General features: G+C 66.8%; 15 protein-coding genes and 3 tRNA genes. 10 read left to right on the top strand and 8 right to left on the bottom strand.

The window, feature by feature from the left end:
- The first annotated feature begins 52 nt into the window (after positions 1 to 52).
- From ACMUOY_RS06565 to ACMUOY_RS06540, 6 genes are read left to right on the top strand one after another with little or no spacing between them, the layout of a single operon-like run.
- Positions 53 to 718 carry a TetR/AcrR family transcriptional regulator gene (locus ACMUOY_RS06565; RefSeq protein WP_413891896.1) on the top strand — a complete coding sequence of 222 codons (666 nt, stop codon included), beginning with the start codon at positions 53 to 55 and terminating at the stop codon, positions 716 to 718.
- Entirely contained in the window at positions 715 to 1905 is a 1191-nt protein-coding gene (locus ACMUOY_RS06560; RefSeq protein WP_413891895.1) for an efflux RND transporter periplasmic adaptor subunit, read from the top strand. Before ACMUOY_RS06565 ends, ACMUOY_RS06560 begins: the two co-directional genes overlap by 4 nt.
- 4 nt (positions 1906 to 1909) lie before the next feature.
- Complete coding sequence (locus ACMUOY_RS06555) at positions 1910 to 5071, top strand: efflux RND transporter permease subunit (protein ID WP_413891894.1); 3162 nt, start codon at positions 1910 to 1912, stop codon at positions 5069 to 5071.
- Between the two features lie 40 nt (positions 5072 to 5111).
- Positions 5112 to 5777: a protein-L-isoaspartate O-methyltransferase family protein gene (locus ACMUOY_RS06550; RefSeq protein WP_413891893.1), complete on the top strand. Its 666-nt coding sequence runs from the start codon at positions 5112 to 5114 to the stop codon at positions 5775 to 5777.
- 21 nt (positions 5778 to 5798) lie between these two features.
- Positions 5799 to 6140 carry a rhodanese-like domain-containing protein gene (locus ACMUOY_RS06545; RefSeq protein ID WP_413891892.1) on the top strand — a complete coding sequence of 114 codons (342 nt, stop codon included), beginning with the start codon at positions 5799 to 5801 and terminating at the stop codon, positions 6138 to 6140.
- Between the two features lie 38 nt (positions 6141 to 6178).
- Positions 6179 to 7507: a TolC family outer membrane protein gene (locus tag ACMUOY_RS06540; RefSeq protein WP_413891891.1), complete on the top strand. Its 1329-nt coding sequence runs from the start codon at positions 6179 to 6181 to the stop codon at positions 7505 to 7507.
- Between the two features lie 84 nt (positions 7508 to 7591).
- Here ACMUOY_RS06540 and ACMUOY_RS06535 read toward each other — a convergent pair whose 3' ends face one another.
- Together ACMUOY_RS06535 and ACMUOY_RS06530 are read right to left on the bottom strand one after the other, a co-directional pair.
- Positions 7592 to 8926 (bottom strand): 3-deoxy-D-manno-octulosonic acid transferase, encoded by a 1335-nt coding sequence (locus ACMUOY_RS06535; protein WP_413891890.1) that lies wholly within the window; start codon positions 8924 to 8926, stop codon positions 7592 to 7594.
- 58 nt (positions 8927 to 8984) lie between these two features.
- On the bottom strand, positions 8985 to 10418 hold the full coding sequence (locus ACMUOY_RS06530) for a phosphomannomutase/phosphoglucomutase (RefSeq protein ID WP_413891889.1): 1434 nt from the start codon (positions 10416 to 10418) through the stop codon (positions 8985 to 8987).
- A gap of 115 nt (positions 10419 to 10533) precedes the next feature.
- Here ACMUOY_RS06530 and ACMUOY_RS06525 point away from each other — a divergent pair, with 115 nt between their 5' ends.
- The 4 genes from ACMUOY_RS06525 to ACMUOY_RS06510 all read left to right on the top strand — a co-directional run bounded on the left by ACMUOY_RS06525 (position 10534) and on the right by ACMUOY_RS06510 (position 14700).
- Positions 10534 to 12093: an Ada metal-binding domain-containing protein gene (locus tag ACMUOY_RS06525; protein WP_413891888.1), complete on the top strand. Its 1560-nt coding sequence runs from the start codon at positions 10534 to 10536 to the stop codon at positions 12091 to 12093.
- Between the two features lie 13 nt (positions 12094 to 12106).
- Positions 12107 to 12604: a methylated-DNA--[protein]-cysteine S-methyltransferase gene (locus tag ACMUOY_RS06520; RefSeq protein WP_413891887.1), complete on the top strand. Its 498-nt coding sequence runs from the start codon at positions 12107 to 12109 to the stop codon at positions 12602 to 12604.
- The gene (locus tag ACMUOY_RS06515; protein WP_413891886.1) at positions 12601 to 13524 is read left to right on the top strand and encodes a DMT family transporter; all 924 of its coding nucleotides are present in this window, start codon (positions 12601 to 12603) and stop codon (positions 13522 to 13524) included. Before ACMUOY_RS06520 ends, ACMUOY_RS06515 begins: the two co-directional genes overlap by 4 nt.
- Before the next feature lie 186 nt (positions 13525 to 13710).
- Positions 13711 to 14700 (top strand): zinc-dependent alcohol dehydrogenase family protein, encoded by a 990-nt coding sequence (locus ACMUOY_RS06510; RefSeq protein ID WP_413891885.1) that lies wholly within the window; start codon positions 13711 to 13713, stop codon positions 14698 to 14700.
- A 552-nt stretch (positions 14701 to 15252) separates the two neighbouring features.
- Here ACMUOY_RS06510 and ACMUOY_RS06505 read toward each other — a convergent pair.
- The 6 genes from ACMUOY_RS06505 to purF form a co-directional block, all read right to left on the bottom strand.
- A tRNA-Asp gene (locus ACMUOY_RS06505) sits at positions 15253 to 15329 on the bottom strand.
- Between the two features lie 45 nt (positions 15330 to 15374).
- Positions 15375 to 15450: transfer RNA gene (locus ACMUOY_RS06500), tRNA-Glu, on the bottom strand.
- A gap of 30 nt (positions 15451 to 15480) precedes the next feature.
- Positions 15481 to 15556: transfer RNA gene (locus ACMUOY_RS06495), tRNA-Ala, on the bottom strand.
- Positions 15557 to 15632: 76 nt separating this feature from the next.
- Positions 15633 to 17024, bottom strand: a complete 1392-nt coding sequence (gltX, locus tag ACMUOY_RS06490; RefSeq protein WP_413891884.1) for a glutamate--tRNA ligase — start codon at positions 17022 to 17024, stop codon at positions 15633 to 15635.
- A 7-nt stretch (positions 17025 to 17031) separates the two neighbouring features.
- Positions 17032 to 18243 (bottom strand): O-succinylhomoserine sulfhydrylase, encoded by a 1212-nt coding sequence (locus ACMUOY_RS06485; RefSeq protein WP_413891883.1) that lies wholly within the window; start codon positions 18241 to 18243, stop codon positions 17032 to 17034.
- The gene (gene purF / locus ACMUOY_RS06480; RefSeq protein WP_413891882.1) at positions 18240 to 19748 is read right to left on the bottom strand and encodes an amidophosphoribosyltransferase; all 1509 of its coding nucleotides are present in this window, start codon (positions 19746 to 19748) and stop codon (positions 18240 to 18242) included. Before purF ends, ACMUOY_RS06485 begins: the two co-directional genes overlap by 4 nt.
- Between the last annotated feature and the right edge of the window lie 57 nt (positions 19749 to 19805).

Below are 19805 nucleotides of genomic sequence, written 5' to 3'. Positions count from 1 at the left end.
CTGCGCCCGGAGTGGCTACATTACTAACCAGTCAGTCATTAATAACACCCCGGTGAGCAAACCCATTTCCGCAGCGCCCGCCCTGGACGCGCACAAACGCGAACGCCGCAAGGAGGCCCGCCCGGGCGAACTGCTGGAGGCGGCGCTCGACCTGTTCGTGGAAAAGGGCTATGCGGCCACCCGCGCCGAAGAGGTGGCCGTGCGCGCTGGCGTGTCCAAAGGCACGCTGTTCCTGTATTTCCCCAGCAAGGAAGAGCTGTTCAAGGCCGTCGTGCGTGAGAACCTGGCCCGCACCGTCACCGAGGGCGCTTCCGAGATCGAGGGCTTCGCCGGCTCCACGGGCGAGCTGCTGGCGCACCTGATGCAGCAATGGTGGGCCCGCTATGGTGCCACCAAGGCCTCGGGCATTTCCAAGCTGATCATGAGCGAAGCCAGCAATTTCCCGGAGCTGGCGCGCTTCTACCAGGATGAAGTGGTCACGCCCGGTACCCTGCTGGTGAGCCGCGTGCTGCAACGCGGCATCGACCGCGGCGAGTTCCGCGCCGTGAACCTGCACCTGACTGTGCACGCCATCATGGCGCCGCTGATCTTTCTGGTCATGTGGAAGCACTCCCTGGCGCCCTGCTGCGGCGTGGGCGGTGCCATCGACCCCGAACAATTCATCGCCCAGCACGCCGATCTCATGGTGCGCGGGCTGCTCAAGGAGCCAACCGCATGAAGCGCTGGTGGAAATGGATCGCGGTGGCCGTGGTGCTGCTGCTCGTGGCCGTGCTGGCCGGGCGCGCCCTGTCGGTGCGCAAGGCGCAGCAGCAGGCGCTGGCGCAGGCGTCGGCCAAGACCGCGGCGGTCATCGAGCTGGCGACCACCGACGTCACCCGGGCCCAGGTCCGCGAGCTCGAACAGGGCCTGCCGGTCACGGGCGCCCTCAAGGCGGTGACATCGGCCGTCGTCAAGGCGCGCGTGGCCGGCGAACTGCAGGGGCTGACGGTGCGCGAGGGCGACGCCGTCAAGGCCGGACAGGTGCTTGCGCGCATCGAAGCCACCGAGTACCAGGCGAGGCTGCGCCAGGCACAGGACCAGGCCAATGCCGCCAAGGTCCAGATCGACATTGCGCAGCGCCAGTTCGACAACAACAAGGCGCTGATGGAAAAGGGCTTCATCTCCAAGACGGCGCTGGACACCTCTGACTCCACCCTGAGTGGTGCCAAGGCCAGCTACCAGGCGGCGATGGCGGCAGCGGATGTGGCGCGCAAGACCCTGGCCGACACGGTGCTGACGGCGCCGATCTCGGGCCTGATCTCACAGCGCCTGGCGCAGTCCGGCGAGCGCGTGCAGGTGGATGCCCGCATCGTCGAGATCGTGGACCTGAGCCGCCTGGAGCTGGAAGCCGCCATCAGTGCCGGTGACGCCCCGGGCGTGCGGATCGGCCAGCAGGCCGTGCTGAAGATCGAGGGCAGCCCCGAGCCCGTGAAGGCCCGCGTGGTGCGCATCAACCCGAGCACCCAGGCCGGCAGCCGCAGCATCCTGGTGTATCTGGCCGTGGAGCCGTCCAGTGTGCTGCGCCAGGGCTTGTTTGCCGAGGGCACGCTGGGCACCGGGCGGCTGAACACGCTGGCGATTCCGGTCAGCGCCCTGCGCACCGACAAACCCCAGCCCTATGTCCAGGTCATCGACAACGGCAAGATCGTGCACCGCACCGTGGTGCCCGGCGCGCGGGGCAATGCCGACGGTCAAGCCGTGGTCGCGGTGAGCGGGCTGGCTGACAACGCCCAGGTCGTGACCGGCGCGGTCGGCGCCCTCGTCGAAGGCACCGCTGTGCGCTTCACCGCGCCCAGGCCTGCCGCCGGCCCGGCATCGGCACCGTCCGTCGCCGCATCCGCGTCCGCTTCCTCCACGGCCCGCTGACCCCATGTGGTTCACCCGCGTCAGCCTGAAGAACCCGGTGTTCGCCACCATGGTGATGCTGGCGATCGTGGTGCTGGGCCTGTTTTCGCTGCAGCGCCTGCAGGTGGACCAGTTCCCCAACATCGACTTCCCGGTGGTCGTGGTCACGGCCGAATACCCGGGCGCCTCGCCGGAGATCGTCGAGAGCGAGGTGACCAAGAAGATCGAGGAAGCGGTCAACTCCATCGCCGGCATCAACGCGCTGACCTCCCGCAGCTATGAGGGACAGTCGGTGGTCATCATCGAATTCCAGCTGCACATCGATGGGCGCAAGGCTGCCGAGGACGTGCGCGAGAAAGTGGCCACCGTGCGGCCCAATCTGCGCACCGAGGTCAAGGAACCGCGGGTGCTGCGTTTCGACCCGGCCAGCCGCGCCATCTGGTCACTGGCGGTGCTGCCGGACAGCACCAAGGGCCGCGCGCTGTCGGCGGTCGAGCTGACCAACTGGGCCGACCAGACCCTGCGCAAGCGCCTGGAAAACGTGCGTGGCGTGGGTGCGGTGACACTGGTGGGCGGCACCAAGCGCGAGATCAACCTGTACCTCAAGCCCCTGGCCCTGGAAGCGCAGGGCATCACGCCCGACCAGGTGGCCAATGCCGTGCGCAACGAAAACCAGGACCTGCCGATGGGCGCCGTGCGCTCGCTCGCGCAAGAGCGCGTGGTGAAGATCGATGCGCGCATGCAGCGGCCGGAGGACTTCGGCGCCATCATCGTCGGGCGCAAGAATGGCGCGCCAATCCGGCTGGACCAGGTGGCCACGGTGTCGGACGGTGCCCAGGAGATCGACACCCTGGCCCTTTACAACGGCCAGCGCACCCTGCTGCTGTCGGTGCAAAAGGCCCAGGACGAGAACACGATCGCGGTGGTGGACGGGCTGGTGAAGGCCATGGCCGAGCTGCAGCCCCAGCTGCCGGCCGGGGTGCGCCTGGTGCCGATCTTCGACGGCTCGCGTGCAATCCGTGTCGCGGTGGACAACGTGCGGCGCACGCTGATCGAAGGCGCGTTGCTGACTGTGCTGATCGTGTTCCTGTTCCTGAACTCCTGGCGATCCACCGTCATCACAGGGCTGACGCTGCCGATCTCGATCATCGGCACCTTCCTGTTCATGTACATCTTCGGCTTCACCATCAACATGATCACGCTGATGGCGCTCTCGCTGTGCGTCGGCCTGCTGATCGACGATGCCATCGTGGTGCGCGAAAACATCGTGCGCCACGTCCAGATGGGCAAAGGGCCGTTTGACGCGGCGATGGATGGCACCCAGGAGATCGGGCTGGCGGTGCTGGCCACGACCTTCTCCATCGTGGCCGTGTTCATGCCGATCGGCTTCATGGGCGGCATCATCGGCAAGTTCTTTCACGAGTTCGGCATCACCATCGTCGCCGCGGTGCTGATCTCGATGTTCGTGAGCTTCACGCTGGACCCGATGCTCTCCAGCATCTGGCACGACCCCAGCATCGAGGCACACGGCAAGCGCCATGCCCCGGTGACGTTCTACGACAAGACCATCGGCCGTGTCACCGGCTTCTTCGACCACTCGACCGACCGGCTGGCCGACCTGTACCACGACATCCTGGACTGGTCCTTGCGCCACCGTCTGGCCACCGTGGCGATGGCCGTCGTGGTGTTCATCGTCAGCGTGGCCCTGGTGCCGCTGCTGGGCACCGAATTCGTGCCCAAGTCCGACTTTTCGGAAACCACGGTGAATTTCTACACCCCGGTGGGCTCTTCGCTCGAAGTGACGGAGGCCAAGGCGCGCCAGGTCGAGACCATCCTCCGCGAATTCCCCGAGGTGAACTACACGCTGGCCACGCTGAACACGGCCAATGCCCAGGGCAAGAACTCCGCCAGCATCTATGTGCGCCTGTTCGACCGCAAGCTGCGCAAGCGCAGCGTGGACGAGATGTCCGCCGTTCTGCGCGCGCGACTGGCGCAGGTGCCGGGCGTGACGGTCACACACGTGGGCTTGCTCGATCCGGTGGGTGGGCAGAAGCAGATCGAGTTCTCGCTGCAGGGTCCGGACCTGAAGGAACTCGATCGCCTGACCCGGCTGGTGATGGACAAGATCCGCGCCACGCCCGGGCTGGTGGACCTGGACTCCAGCAACCGGGCGGACAAGCCCACCATCGAAGTTGACGTCCGCCGCGAGGCCGCCTCCGAACTCGGCCTGGGCATGGCGCAGATCGCGGGCCCCCTGCGCACGCTGGTGGCCGGGCAGACGGTGGGAAACTGGCGCGCCAGCGACGACCAGACCTACGACGTCAACGTGCGCCTGTCGCCCGAATCCCGTGATGCCCTGAGCGATCTGGAGCGCCTGCCGTTCACCACGGGCGTCAACGCGGACGGCAGTCCGCGCATCGTGCGCCTCAACCAGCTCGCCACCGTGCGCGAGGGCACCGGGCCGAACCAGATCAACCGCCGCGACCTGACCCGCGAAGTGGCCATCAACAGCAACGTCTTCAACCGCTCGACCGGGGAGGTCTCCGCCGACATCAAGGCCGCGCTGGAGTCCATCGCCTTCCCGCCCGGCTACCGCTACCAGTTCGGCGGATCGACCAAGAACATGACCGAGTCCTTTGCCTACGCCGTCTCCGCGCTGGTCATGGCGATCGTGTTCATCTACATGATCCTCGCCAGCCAGTTCAAGAGCTTCCTGCAGCCGCTGGCCCTGATGACCTCGTTGCCGCTGACGCTGATCGGGGTGGTGCTGGCGCTCATGATGTTCGGCTCCGCGCTCTCGATGTTCTCGATCATCGGCATCGTGATGCTCATGGGCCTGGTCACGAAGAATGCCATCCTGCTGGTGGACTTCGCCAACCGCGCCCGCGAGGACGGCATGGAACGCTCCGCCGCCCTGCTCATGGCCGCGCGCGTGCGGCTGCGCCCGATCCTGATGACGACGCTGGCCATGGTCTTTGGCATGGTGCCCCTGGCCTTTGCCCTGACCGAGGGGTCGGAACAGCGCGCACCCATGGGGCAGGCGGTGATCGGCGGGGTCATCACCTCGTCGCTGCTGACGCTGGTGGTGGTGCCCGTGGTGTACTGCTACATGGATGACCTGGCCCAATGGATGCGCCGGCGTCGCGGCGCCAAGGCTGATCAGGCGGCTGAAAGCCTGGGCCGGTAAAATTGGTGGTAATCGGTTAATATACCCCTAGGAGTACCAAATGGACATGGAACAGGCCCGCTTCAACATGATCGAACAGCAGATCCGGCCGTGGAACGTGCTGGACGCCCACGTGCTGCAGCTGCTGGAGGTCGTCCGGCGCGAAGATTTCGTGCCGCTGGCGCACAAGGCGCTGGCGTTCATGGACATGGAGATCCCCCTGCGCGAAGGCGGCGCCCGCGGCCAGACCATGCTGGCACCCCGCGTCGAAGCCCGCCTGCTGCAGGACGCGAACGTGCAGAAACATGAAAAGGTGCTGGAAATCGGTGCCGGCTCCGGCTTCATGGCGGCCCTGCTGGCGCATCGTGCCCAGCGTGTGGTCACGGTCGAAATCGAACCTGAACTGGCCCGCCTGGCGCGCGCCAACCTGCAGAAGGCCGGCATCCACAACGCCGAGGTGCTGGAACTCGATGCCGCCAAAGGCGTGAAGAATGACGGGCCCTTTGACGTGGTCGTGCTCAGCGGGTCGGTGGCCGAGGTGCCCCAGGTGTTGCTGGATCAAGTCAAAGTCGGCGGCCGCCTGGTCGGCATTGTGGGCGAGGATCCGGCCATGTCGGCCACGGTCATGACCCGCACCGGCGAATCCACCTGGACCACCACCACGCTCTGGGAAACCGTCACGCCGCGCCTGCTGAACTTTGTCGCGCCCTCGCGCTTCCGGTTCTGACGAGACCGGAGACAGAACCCTATGATCGAACAGGTCCCCCCGCATGATCTGGCCCGCTGGCTGAAGGCGGCCGAAACCCACGGGCGCCCGCTGGTGCTGGACGTGCGCGAACCGCAGGAGTGGCAAGTTGCCAGCATCCAGGCCGACGGTTTCGAGCTGCAATTGATCCCGATGGGTGCCGTGCCGGTTCGCCTGCGCGAGCTTGACCCGGAGCGCCCCGTCGCCTGCCTCTGCCACCACGGTGGGCGCAGCATGCAGGTCGCATCCTTCCTCAAGCACCACGGCTTTTCCCATGTGGCCAACATCGCGGGCGGCATCGATGCCTGGTCGCGCGAGGTGGACCCCAGCGTGCCGCGCTACTGAGCCTCTATCCTGCCTGACGACTATCCGGAGAACCCCCCATGAAGCTGCCACGCCCCCTGCCCCTTGCCTTTGCCCTGGCAACCCTGTTCGGCGGATCGGCGCAGGCCCAGAACCTGGTGCAGATGTATGAGGCGGCGCGCGGCTACGACGCCAGCTACCAGTCCGCCCTGGCGCAGTACACCGCCAGTGTGGCCAAGGCAGACCAGGCCACCTCCGGCATCCTGCCCAGCGTGGGCATCGGAGCGGGTTATTCCGGCACCCAGTTTGAAAACAAGACCGGCAACGCGACCTTCGACAACAGTTTCCGCACCGAAAACGCCAACATTTCCGCCTCGCAGCCCCTGTACCGGCCAGCCAACCTGGCGACCTATGAGCAAGGCCGCAAGCAGGTCGAGGTGGCCAAGGCCCAGTTGGCCAGTGTCGAGCAGGACCTCATCCTGCGGGTCTCGCAGGCGTATTTCGACGTGCTGGCCGCGCAGGACAACCTCGTGCTGGTGCGGGAGCAGAAGAAGGCGGTGGCCGAGCAGTTCGCATCGGCCAAGCGCAATTTTGAGGTCGGCACCGCCACCATCACCGACAGCCGCGAAGCCGAGGCCCAGTACGACCTGATCCTGGCCGAGGAGATCAATGTCGAGAACGACGTGCGCGTGAAGCGCCTGGCGCTGGAGCTGATCGTGGGCCGACCGGCCAACGAGCTCAAGCCGCTGGCGCGCCCGGTGGTGCTGCCGCCCGTCACGCCCAGCGAGCCCGAGCCCTGGGTGCAGATCGCCTACGAGAACAACCCCACCGTCCAGCAGAGCCGCCTGGCGCTGGACATCGCCAAGCTCGGGGTCGCCAAGGCCTACGCCGGCCACAAGCCCACCCTGGACTTGACGGCCAGCTATGGCAACACCCGCTATCCGGGCGGCAACTCCTCGACCGGGTTCTACACCCGGACCACCGCCGGCACCGTCGGGCTTTCCTTCAACCTGCCCGTGTTCTCGGGCTTCCTGGTGCAAAACCAGGTCAAGGAGGCGCTCTCCCTGGAAGAAAAGGCCAAGTCCGACGTGGATGCGGCTGAACGCAGCGTGGCGCAGTTCACGCGGGCCGCGGTGTACAGCCTGAAGTCCGGCCTGGGCCGGGTCAAGGCGCTGGAAACGGCTGAGGCCTCGACCCAAAGTGCGCTGGACGCCAACGTTCTGGGCTACCAGGTCGGTGTGCGGATCAACCTGGACGTGCTCAATTCCCAGACCAAGGTGTTCGCGACCAAGCGCGACCTGGACCAGACCCGTTACAACGTGCTGGTGGGTGGCCTGCGCCTGCGCCAGGCCGCCGGAACGCTGAAGCTGGAAGACCTCAACGCGGTCAACACCCTGCTGGCCAAATAGGCGGCCACGCTTGCGCGCCCGTGCAATACCCGCCGGGCCCAGCCCGGCTTTTTCTTGCCCGCAGTGCCCGGACGCCGTGCGGTCCTAGTCTTTGGAATTCCTCAGGGCGATGACCGCCTGGGCCGTGCGATTGGCCGCTCCCCGGTGCGCCGCGGCAAAGGCCACCGCGGCCGCCGCCCGCTGCGTCTGCTGCGCCGGGTCGTTCACCCATTGCCGCGCCCGCCGCACCGCCTCGGCCATGTCGCTGACCGCCACGGCCGCGCCACCGGCCTGTGCCAGTTCCGCCGCCTGCGCGAAGTTGAAGGTGTGCGGCCCCATCACGACCGGGCAACCGCAGGCGGCGGCCTCGATCAGGTTCTGGCCGCCCAAGGGCTCGAAGCTGCCGCCGAGCAGCGCCACATCGGCCAGCGCGTAGTAGACCGCCATCTCGCCGAGCGAATCGCCGAGCCAGATCTGGACGGCGCCCGAGTCCGGCGCAGGCGGCGGCTTGTCGCCCCAGGTGCTGCGGCGCGACACCGTCAGTCCACGGGCTTCGATGCACCGCGCCACCTCGTCGAAGCGCTGGGGATGGCGCGGGACGATGAGCCACTGGACGGCCAATCCCTCGGCTTCCGGAGCGGCAATCACTCCGTTTTTTATAGCGTCTGATGACCCATTGACGATGGGAATGGACAGTATTTGTTCCAAAAAGGCCTCTTCTTCGCCTTCGCGGCTGCTCGCCAGCAGGATCACAGGCTTTCCGGCGGCCTGGCGCCAGCGCCGGCCGGTTTCAAGCTGCGACGGGTCCGGGGTGGCGTCGAACTTCAGGTTGCCGAACACGCCGTCCACGGGCGCCCCCAATGCCTGCAAGCGCCCGGCATCGGACGGGGTCTGCGCCCACACCGCGGCCAGCGCCGAGTAGGCCGGGCGCGACAGCCAGCCCAGGCGCTGGGCCTGGCGGAATGAGCGCTCGTTGAGCCGCGCATTGGCCAGCGCCACCGGGACCCCGCGGTCGGCGCAGCCCGCAATGAGGTTGGGCCACATCTCGGTTTCCATCAGGATGCCCAGGGACGGCTTGAAGTGGTCCAGAAAACGATGCACCGCCTGGGGCGTGTCCCAGGGCTGCCAGACCTGCAGGTCGCCGGGCTGCAGCAGCCGTGCGCCTTCCGCCCGCCCGGTGGCGGTGCCATGGGTCAGCAGCAGCCGAAGGCCCGGCCACGCGGTGCGCAGGTGCTCCAGCAAAATGCCGGCGGCGCGCGCCTCGCCCAGCGACACCGCATGGATCCACAGCCGGCCTGCGTCCGGCGGCATGCTGTAGTGGCCAAAGCGCTCCTCCACCGCCACCGCGTAGCTGGGCTCAGCGCGGGCCCGGCGTGCCAGCTTGCGCCGCAGGAGCGGCTGCGCCAGCCAGGTCAGCAGGGAGTACAGGGCGCGGATCATTCGGTGGGCGTGAAAGGGCCGTGACCCGGCCAAGGACCCGTCCCGCCCACCCGGCGCCTCAATGGGCAGCCGCTTCGATGGTGGCGTCGGGCTTGACGCTGCGCAGCAGGGCCAGCATGTCGGCCTCGATGCGGTGCATCGCCTCGGGCGTGTGGCCTTCAAAGCGCAGCACCAGCACCGGCGTGGTGTTGGAGCCGCGCACCAGGCCAAAGCCGTCGGGCCAGTCCACCCGCAGGCCGTCGATGGTGTTGATGTGCGCCAGTGCCGGGTCGCGCCCTTGCGCGGTGGCGGCAGCCGCCAACGCCTGGCCGGCGACTTTCTGCAGGGCGTCGGTGACCCGGTGCGGCTCGCCCTCGGCGCATTTCACGTTGAGTTCCGGCGTGGAAAAGCTCGTCGGCAGGCTGTTGAGCACTGCATTGGCATCCGGGCTGCGGCTGACAATCTCCAGAAGGCGGCAGCCGGCGTAGGTGCCGTCGTCGAAGCCGTACCAGCGCTCCTTGAAGAAGATGTGCCCGCTCATCTCGCCACCCAGCGGCGCGGCCTTGCCTTCGGCCTCGATGGCCTTCATCTTCGCCTTGATGAGCGAATGGCCGGTCTTGTACATCAGCGCCACGCCGCCCGCAGCCTCGATGGCCGGCGCCAGACGCTGCGAGCACTTCACGTCGAACAGGATGGTGCCGCCCGGCACGCGGGTGAGCACGTCGCGGGCGAACAGCATCATCTGGCGGTCCGGGTAGATGTTGTTGCCCTCGCGGGTGACGATGCCCAGGCGGTCGCCGTCGCCATCGAAGGCCAGGCCCAGTTCGGCCCCGGTGTCCTGCAGCGCCTGGATCAGGTCACGCAGGTTCTCGGGCTTGCTCGGATCGGGGTGGTGGTTGGGAAAGTTGCCGTCCACCTCGCTGAAGAGCTCGATCACCTCACAGCCGATCGCACGCAGGATGGAAGGGGCCGACGCACCGGCGATGCCATTGCCCGAATCGACCACGATCTTCATGGGTCGCGCGAGCTTGATATCGCTCACGATTCGGTCGCGGTACGCGGCAAACACGTCCACGGACCGCACCGAGCCGCCCTCACGCAGCACCCAGGTCTCGTCCGTCATCAGGGTGCGCAGCGCCTGGATTTCGTCGCCATAGATGGCGCGTCCGCGCATCACCATCTTGAAGCCGTTGTAGTCCTTCGGGTTGTGGCTGCCCGTGACCTGGATGCCGCTGGTGCACAGCGTGCTGGCGGCGAAATACAGCATCGGCGTGGTCACCCTGCCCACATCGATGACCTGGATGCCCACCGCCACGAGGCCGCGCGCCAGCGCCCCGCACAGGCCAGGGCCGCTGAGGCGCCCGTCACGGCCGACGGCCACGGTGGTCTCGCCCTCACGCAGGGCGACGGTGCCAAAGGCACGGCCGAGCGCCTCGGCCACGGCCTCGTCCACGGTGGACGGCACGATGCCGCGGATGTCGTAGGCCTTGAAAATGGAAGCTGCCAGCTGCATGGTGCGGTTCCCTGAAATGCGGTGGATGGTCTCGTTGCATTGTAGGCCGCCCGCCCCGGTGCCAGATGTCCGGAAACGGCCAGTATCCGACAGCCGCGCGTGTACCATCCCCCGCATGAACCGCCCCGCCGCCGACCCCGCCGATGACGCCCGCTACCTGGTGCTGAAGGCGCACGACGCGCGCTTCGACGGCAGCTTTTTCACCGGTGTGACCTCCACCGGCATCTACTGCCGGCCGGTCTGCCGGGTGCGCGTGCCGCGCCGCGAGAACTGCCGGTTCTTCACCCTGGCCGCACAGGCCGAACAGGCGGGCTTCCGGCCCTGCCTGCGCTGCCGGCCCGAACTGGCGCCCGGTCCCGCCACCTGGTCCATCCAGGACGCCAGCGGCATGCTGACGCGGCAGGCCGCCCGGCTACTGGACGACCCCACCGCCTGGTCCGGTGGCGCGCCGGCCATGACCGCGCTGGCCGCGCGCCTGGGCGTGAGCGACCGTCATCTGCGGCGCATCTTCGAAGCGCAGCTGGGCGTCTCGCCGCTGCAATACCTGCAGACGCGCCGGCTGCTGACCGCCAAGCAATTGCTGACCGACACCGACCTGCCCGTCACCCGGGTGGCGCTGGCCAGCGGCTTTGCCTCGCTGCGCCGCTTCAACGCCGCCTTTGCCGCCCATTACGGGCTGAACCCGACCCGCCTGCGCCACGCCGGACAGCCGCGCGAGGGCCAAGGCGTGGCGGTCCGGCTGGGCTACCGACCGCCCTATGACGTGCCCGCCCTGCTGGGCTTTCTGGCGCAGCGCTGCCTCGACGGCCAGGCATTCGTCAGCGGCACAGCCCCGAACGTCCTGGTGGGCCACACGCTGCGGCTGCAGGCGGGCCCACGCATCCACACTGGCTGGCTGACCGTGCGCTTCGACCCGGCGCGCCCGACCGTCTGCCTGCAGGTCAGCGACTCGCTGGGGGACGCGCTGCCCGCCGTGATCGCGAGGGTGCGGGCCTGGCTGGACCTGGACGCCGACCCCGCCGTGATCGACGCTTGCCTGTCGCCCGAGACACGGAACGCAGCGGGTGCGCCCGGCGGCGATCTGGCCGGCCTGCGGGTGCCCGGCTGCCTGGACGGGTTCGAGCTGGGCGTTCGGGCCATCCTGGGTCAACAGGTCACCGTGGCCGCGGCGCGCACCTTGTGCCAACGTCTGGTGGAGCGCTTCGGCGAACCGTTGCCGACGCCATGGCCAGCACTCAGCCGCCTGTTTCCTTCAGCCGAGGTGCTGGCCCAAGCCAGTGGCGACGCGCTGGGGCAGCTCGGCATCGTGCGCCAGCGCCAGGGGGCCATCGTGGCGCTGGCCAAGGCGGTGGCCGAACAAGGGCTGACCCTGGACGCCAACGCCGACGTGCCCGCAACCCTGGCCGCATTGAAGGCCCTGCCCGGGATTGGCGACTGGACCGCGCAATACATGGCCATGCGCGCGCTTCGCTGGCCGGACGCCTTCCCTGCGGGCGACATCGCCCTGCAAAAGGCGCTCGGTGTCGATTCGGCGCGCGAAGCGGAGCAGGCGTCGCAGGCCTGGCGGCCCTGGCGCAGCTATGCCGTGGTGCGCGCCTGGCACCGGGGGCCCACACCCGATGCCAATGAAAATACTATTTCCATAGCAAACTATGACCAGCCGACGCTGGGATGAAGGCATTTTGATGATGAAACACCCTGATTCACTCGTTTGCAGCCGTATCGACAGCCCCCTGGGGCCGATGCTGCTGGCCACCTCGGCCGTCGGCCTGGCCGGCGCCTGGTTCGTGAGGGGGCAACGCGACACGCCCGACACCGCCGCCTGGGCGCTGGCACCCGACCATCCCGTGTTGCGGCAGGCCGCCGCACAGCTCGCCGACTATTTTTCCGGGCGGCGCAATGCCTTCGGGCTTGCGCTGGACCTGAGCCACGGAACGGCGTTCCAGCAGGCCGTATGGCAGGCGCTGCTCGCCATCCCCTTCGGCCAGACCACCAGCTATGGCACCCTCGCCACGCGCATCGGCCGACCGAAGGCCGTGCGGGCCTTGGGCGCCGCTGTCGGGCGCAACCCGATCGGCATCATCGTTCCGTGCCACCGGGTGATCGGGGCCGACGGCTCGCTGACCGGCTATGCGGCCGGGCTCGATCGCAAGACCGCGCTGCTGCGCATCGAAGGCGTCCTGTGAGCGGGTCGCCCCCTGCCACCCGCCCGTGGTTCGCCGAATTCGTGCTGCTGGCGGCCATCTGGGGCTCATCCTTCCTGTTCACCCGGCTGGCTGTGGTGGAATTTGGTGCGCTGCCGACCGCGGGCGTGCGCGTCGCCATCGCCTCGCTGTTCCTGCTGCCGCTGTTGCTGATGCGGGGCCACGGCCGCGAGTTGCGCCAGCATTGGAAGGCGGTATTTCTGGTCGGGTTGCTGAACTCGGGCCTTCCTTTTGCCTGCTTTGCCTTTGCCCTGCTGTATCTGACCACCGGACTGTCGGCCATCCTCAACGCCACCGTGCCCTTGTTCGGGGCCCTGGTGGCCTGGGCCTGGCTCAAGGATCGACCGGATGCCTCCCGGATCCTGGGTCTGGTCATCGGCTTCGCCGGCGTCGCTCTGCTGGCCTCCGACAAGGCCGGTGTCAAAGCCGGCCCGGCCGGAGCCGCAGCCGGCCTGCTGGACACCTGGGGGCCCGCCCTGGGCATCGCGGCCTGCCTGCTGGCCACGCTGTGCTACGGCATCTCGGCCAGCTACACCAAGCGCTACCTCGGTGGGCTGCCATCTCTGGTCACCGCCACAGGCAGCCAGATCGGTGCCACGCTGGGTCTGGCGCTGCCGACTCTTTTCTTTTGGCCCGCTCGTACGCCAAGTCTGACCGCCTGGCTGGCCCTGCTCGTGGTCGGCGTGCTCTGCACGGGCGTGGCCTACGTTCTGTATTTCCGCCTGATCGAAGCCGCCGGTCCGGCTCGCTCGCTCACCGTGACCTTCGTCGTGCCGGTGTTCGCCCTTTTCTACGGCAGCGTCTTCCTCAGTGAGGCCATCACGCCCTGGATGATCGGCTGCGGCGTCATCATCCTGCTGGGCACCTCCTTGTCCACCGGGCTTCTGCGCCTGTGGCGCTAAGGTCCGGTCCCAAACACGGATGGCTGCGGGTTCTGCTGCCACCCAAGGTCCGCGCGCCAGAATCGCGAAGCCTTGCGGACGCGCAAAGTCGGCCCGCCCGGATTCAGGCACATTCGTCAGCGTCGTACATCGAACGAGCGCAGGCTCGGCAGGCACTCTGCGCCGACATGAAGAAAGGACCGCCGCATGCGAGCCATGATGCTGGACGCGCCGGGGCAGCCCCTGAAACTGGGCCATCTGGCTGTGCCAGAGCCGGCCGCCCACGATGTGCTGTTGAAAGTGCTGGCCTGCGGCGTCTGCCGCACCGACCTGCACATCCTGGACGGTGAGTTGCCCGCTCACAAGCCCGGCATGGTTCCCGGACACGAAGTTGTGGGCCGCGTGGTGGCGCTCGGGTCGGCCGTGACCCGGTTCCGCGTCGGCGACCGTGTCGGCATCCCCTGGCTGGGCGGCACCTGCGGGCATTGCGCCTATTGCGCCGCTCAGCATGAAAACCTTTGCGACACCCCGGTGTTCACCGGCTACGACCGCAACGGGGGTTTCGCCGAGTACGCGCTGGCCGATGCACGCTTTTGCTTCGCGCTGCCGGATGCCTACGATGACGTTCATGCGGCGCCGCTGCTCTGCGCGGGACTGATCGGATACCGGGCCTACCGTTTGTCCGGCGTCTTGGGACAGATGAAACTGGGCCTTTATGGCTTTGGCGCGGCCGCGCACATCATCTGCCAGGTCGCGGTGTCGCAAGGGCAGCAGGTGTACGCGTTCGTGCGCCGCGGCGATCGCCAAAGCGCCGAGTTCGCAAGGAAGCTGGGCGCCTGCTGGGCCGGGCCGTCCGATGCGCCCGCGCCGGCCGAACTCGATGCCGCGCTGATCTTCGCGCCCGTTGGCTCGCTGGTGCCGGCCGCACTGCGCACCACCCGCAAGGGCGGTGTCGTCGTCTGCGCTGGCATCCACATGAGCGACATCCCTTCATTCCCTTACGGCCTGCTCTGGGGCGAGCGCAGCATCCGCTCGGTGGCCAACCTGACCCGCGAAGACGGCGAACTCTTCTTCTCACTGATCGCACAACACCCGGTCACGACCCATGTGGCGCCGTTCGCCCTGGACCGCGCCAATGACGCCATGGCGGCCCTGCGCACCGGCGCCATCGATGGCGCGGCTGTGCTGGTGCCGTGAAGGCCCTTCCCGGCTGGCAAGCGAAGCTGGTCGGTCGCGGCACCGGGAAGCACGCCCAAGCCTGCCGGTGCGCAAGGACAAATTGGTTCTGGAGGCTGAGTCAGGACGGTCCTGAAAATGAAAAAGCCCCAAACAGATCAACTGTTTGGGGCTTCTTGTGACCCAGTACAGGAGCGCCGCGAAAGGGAAAGCGCACTGAAGAAGGCCTTGCGCAGGCAAGAGCGATTACCTTCAAGGAAGCGGCGCTCACGTCCATCGTTGCCCACGAGTCAGACTGGCGCAACGCGAAGCACGGCCAACAGGGGCGCAACACTTTGGAAACCTACGCCTACCGTCGTGCTCAACGCCTAATTTGGACGTGGCACAGCGGTTTACGCCGAGCAGCGACGAGCCTGTTCTGAGCCGACGACGTCACGGCCTGTCACGCGCCGTCACATTTCCGCGACACGCCCAAGCGTTTCCGAGATGTAGGGCGGGATGTTGGGATGGAGAATTTTCCCCGGCCGGACAATGAAAAAACCCTAAGTAGATCAACTACTTAGGGTTTTGATTTGGCGGAGTGGACGGGACTCGAACCCGCGACCCCCGGCGTGACAGGCCGGTATTCTAACCAACTGAACTACCACTCCTGGTAGATAGCTTCGCCATCTTTCGATGGCCAAGTGCTACAAACTTGGCGACCCTACGGGGATTCGAACCCCGGTACTCACCGTGAAAGGGTGATGTCCTAGGCCTCTAGACGATAGGGTCAAAACCTTGGATCTGTCCGTCGATACGTGGTGGTGGAGGTAAGCGGGATCGAACCGCTGACCTCTTGCATGCCATGCAAGCGCTCTCCCAGCTGAGCTATACCCCCGCACTTGCGTCACTGCCGACCTGCAATCAAATCAGCAACTTCGCTTGTATCGAAGCCTTGAATTATAGACTGCTTTTCACGCTTTCTGCAAACAGGCCACAACTTTTTCGCGACTGGCAAGTTCCAGCACCGCATCGAGCGAAGGCGTCTGGGCAGTCCCCATGACCAGCACACGTACCGGCATCGCCAGTTGCGGCATCTTGAGGCCCCCGGCCGCGAGAACCTCTTTGATCGCACCCGAAATCGCCGCCTTCTCCCAGGCGCAGGACGCCAGCTTCTGCGCTAGCAAAGCCAGCGAAGGCTTGATTGCGTCTGTCACGTGCTGAGCCATCTCGTCCGCATGGGGCGTGACGTCCACATAGAACGCCGCAGCCCAGTGGGCCAGCACGACGGTGGTGTCACAACGGTCCTTGAACAGCGCACAGATGCGCGGCAGGCGCTCGTCAGCCTCGATGCCGCGCCCGCGCAGCTGCACCGCGACCAGCGCGGCCAGCGTATCGTCATCTGTGGCCTTCAGGTGCTGGGCATTGACCCAGCGCAGCTTGGCCTCATCGAACTGCGCCGCGCTGCGGCCCAGGTGATCCAGACTGAACCATTGCAGGAACTGGGCCCGGCTGAAGATCTCGTCATCGCCGTGGCTCCAGCCCAGCCGCGCCAGGTAGTTCACCATCGCGTCGGGCAGATAGCCCTCGTCACGGTACTGGGTCACGGGCTTGGCGCCATTGCGCTTGCTCATCTTTTCGCCCTGCTCGTTCAGCACCGTCGGCAGGTGGGCATAGACGGGCGGTTCCTTTCCCAGCGCGCGGAAGATGTTGATCTGGCGCGGCGTGTTGTTGACGTGGTCATCGCCGCGGATCACATGCGTGATCGCCATGTCGATGTCGTCCACCACCACACAGAAGTTGTAGGTGGGCGTGCCGTCCGGACGGGCGATCACCAGGTCGTCGAGTTCGTCGTTGCTGATCTCGATGCGGCCCTTGACCTTGTCGTCCCAGGCCACCACGCCACCCTGTGGATTGCGGAATCGCAGCACGGGCTTGACCCCTTCGGGCACGGGCGGTAGCACCTTGCCCGGTTCGGGGCGCCAGGTGCCGTCATACCGAGGTTTTTCTTTCGAAGCCATCTGGCGTTCGCGCAACGCGTCGAGCTCCGCCATGCCCATGTAGCAGGGATAGACCTGCCCTGCGGCGACCATTTCGGCCAGCACCGCCTTGTAGCGGTCCATGCGTTGCATCTGGTAGAAGGGGCCTTCGTCGGGGTCCAGGCCCAGCCAGGCCATGCCCTCAAGAATGACGTCCACCGCGGCTTGGCTGGACCGCTCCAGATCGGTGTCTTCGATACGCAGGATGAAGTCGCCGCCGTTGGCCCGGGCGAAAGCCCAGGGGTACAGCGCCGAGCGGATGTTTCCCAGATGGATGAAGCCTGTCGGCGACGGGGCAAAACGCGTACGGATGCGGGCTTGGGTCATGATGGGTCTACAGGGTGTCCAGGCCGCGCAGCAGATCGGCCTTGATGTCGTCGAGGTGCTCGAGCCCGACCGCCACACGAATCAGGCCCTGACCGATGCCCGCCGCCTGGCGCTGTGCTTCGGTCAGTTTGCCGTGCGAGGTGCTGGCCGGGTGGCAGGCCAAGGTCTTGGTGTCGCCCAGGTTGGTGGCCAGCGAAAGCACCTGCAGGCTGTCGAGCACGTGGAACGCGCGTTCGCGCGCCTCATCGGCCGCCGGCGTACGGACAGCGAAGGACAGCACGGCGCCACCCAGGCCGCTCATCTGGCGCATGGCCAGGTCGTGCTGCGGGTGGCTTTGCAGCCCAGGGTAGTACACCCGCTGCACCGCGGGGTGCTGTTCCAGCCACTGCGCCAGTTCCAGCGCCTGCGCTGACTGGGCGCGCATGCGGATATCCAGGGTCTCCAGGCCCTTGAGCACGACCCAGGCATTGAAGGGCGAGAGCACCATGCCGGCGTTCTTGATGACCGGCAGGAAGCGTTCGCGCACCATCACTTCGGTGGCGCAGAGGGCGCCCGCCATCACCCGGCCTTGCCCGTCCAGGTACTTGGTGCCCGAATGCATCACGATGTCGGCACCCATCGCAAGGGGACGTTGCAGCACAGGAGTGGCAAAGCAGTTGTCCACGGCCAGCCAGGCGCCTTGGTCACGCGCCATGGTGGCCAGCGCAGCAATGTCGCACACATCGGTCAGCGGATTGGTCGGCGTTTCGGCAAACAGCAGCCGGGTGTTCGGCCGGATCGCCTGGCGCCACGCATCCAGGTCTGTCTGCGGCACGACGGTCGATTCCACCCCAAAGCGAGCGAATTCCGAGCCGATGAGCTTGATGGTCGACCCGAACATCGACTGCGAGAACACCACGTGGTCGCCTGACTTGAGCAGGCTGAAAAGCATGAGCATGATCGCCGCCATGCCCGATGCCGTGGCCATGGCGGCCTCACTGCCCTCCATCGCCGCCAGGCGCAGTTCCAGGCTGGTGACGGTGGGATTTCCGGAACGGGTGTAGGTGTAGCCCTCCTCCTCACCCCCGAAGCGCGCGGCCGCGCTGGCGGCATCGGGCTGAACATAGCCGCTGGTAAGGTACAGCGCTTCGGAGTTTTCGCCGAAGGCGCTGCGCTCGACGGCGGCATGCACCGCCAGGGTGTTGATGTGCAGGTTGGGAGGCAGGGGAACTTGGCTCATACGTCGTTGTTGGGGTTGGGCAGCGCCAGGCGCGAGCTGTCTTCCTCGCTCGCTTCAGCACCAGGGCGGCCGGAGTTGAGACGCGCGATGTCGTCGGCTGTGATGTCGCCGGTCACGTAGATGCCGTCAAAGCAGGACGCGTCGAAGCTGGCCAGCTTCGGGTTCAGCGTGCCGATGGCCTTCTTCATGCCGTCCACCTCCTGGTAGATCAGGGCATCGCAACCGATGATCTGCCGGATCTCCTCGATGCTGCGGCCATGCGCCACGAGTTCATCGGAAGTCGGCATGTCGATGCCGTAGACGTTGGGGAAGCGAACCGGCGGCGCGGCGCTGGCAAGGTACACCTTGCGGGCGCCGGCGTCTCGCGCCATCTGGACGATTTCCTTGGACGTGGTGCCCCTCACGATCGAATCATCGACCAGCAGCACGTTACGCCCCTTGAACTCGCTGGCGATGACGTTGAGCTTCTGGCGCACGGATTTCTTGCGCACTTCCTGCCCGGGCATGATGAAGGTGCGCCCGACGTAACGGTTTTTGACGAAGCCTTCGCGGTACGGAATGCCGAGCAGGTGCGCCAGCTGCGTGGCACTGGGGCGACTGGATTCGGGGATGGGGATCACCACGTCGATCTCGTTCGGCGGCACGGTGGAGATCACGCGCTTGGCCAGGGTCTCGCCGAGATTCAGGCGCGCCTGGTAGACCGAGATGCCGTCCAGCACCGAATCCGGACGCGCGAGGTAGACAAATTCGAAGATGCACGGCGACAACAGCGGCGCGGCAGCACATTGCCGTGCATGGATGGCGCCGGAAAGTTCCACGAACACCGCTTCGCCCGGCGCCAGGTCGCGCTCGAACCGGTGCCCCGTCCCTTCCAGGGCCACCGATTCGCTCGCGAACATCGTGGTGCCATCGGCGCCATGGCCCATGCACAGGGGCCGGATGCCATAGGGATCACGGAAGGCCAGCAGGCCGTGGCCGGCAATCAGCACGATCACGGCATACGAGCCACGCACCCGCCGGTGCACCGCACTGACCGCGCCAAACACGTCGGCCGGCGTCAGCGGCAGGCCCTTGGTCGAGCGCTCCAGCTCGTGCGCCAGCACGTTGAGGAGCACCTCGGAATCGCTCTCGGTGTTGATGTGCCGGTGGTCGGTGGTGAACAGCTCGGACTTGAGGGCGTGCGCGTTGGTCAGGTTGCCGTTGTGCACCAACACGATGCCGAAGGGGGCATTGACGTAGAAGGGCTGGGCTTCTTCCTCGCTGTAGGCATTGCCGGCCGTCGGGTAGCGCACCTGCCCCAGGCCGCAACTCCCGGGCAGCGAGCGCATGTTGCGCGTGCGGAAGACGTCGCGCACCATGCCCTTGGCCTTGTGCATGAAGAACTTGCGATCCAGCTGCGTGACGATGCCCGCAGCGTCCTGGCCCCGGTGCTGCAGCAGCAGCAGGGCGTCGTAGATCAGCTGATTGACAGGCGCGTTGCTGACAACGCCGACGATTCCACACATAGTTCCATCCCGTTCGCCGCAGAACTCGCACCGGCGGTGCAAGGGCCTGCGCCGCAT

The organism is Candidatus Skiveiella danica (assembly GCF_022705245.1).
Lineage (GTDB): Bacteria > Pseudomonadota > Gammaproteobacteria > Burkholderiales > Burkholderiaceae_C > Skiveiella > Skiveiella danica.
This window is presented reverse-complemented; position numbering and strand designations above follow the sequence as displayed.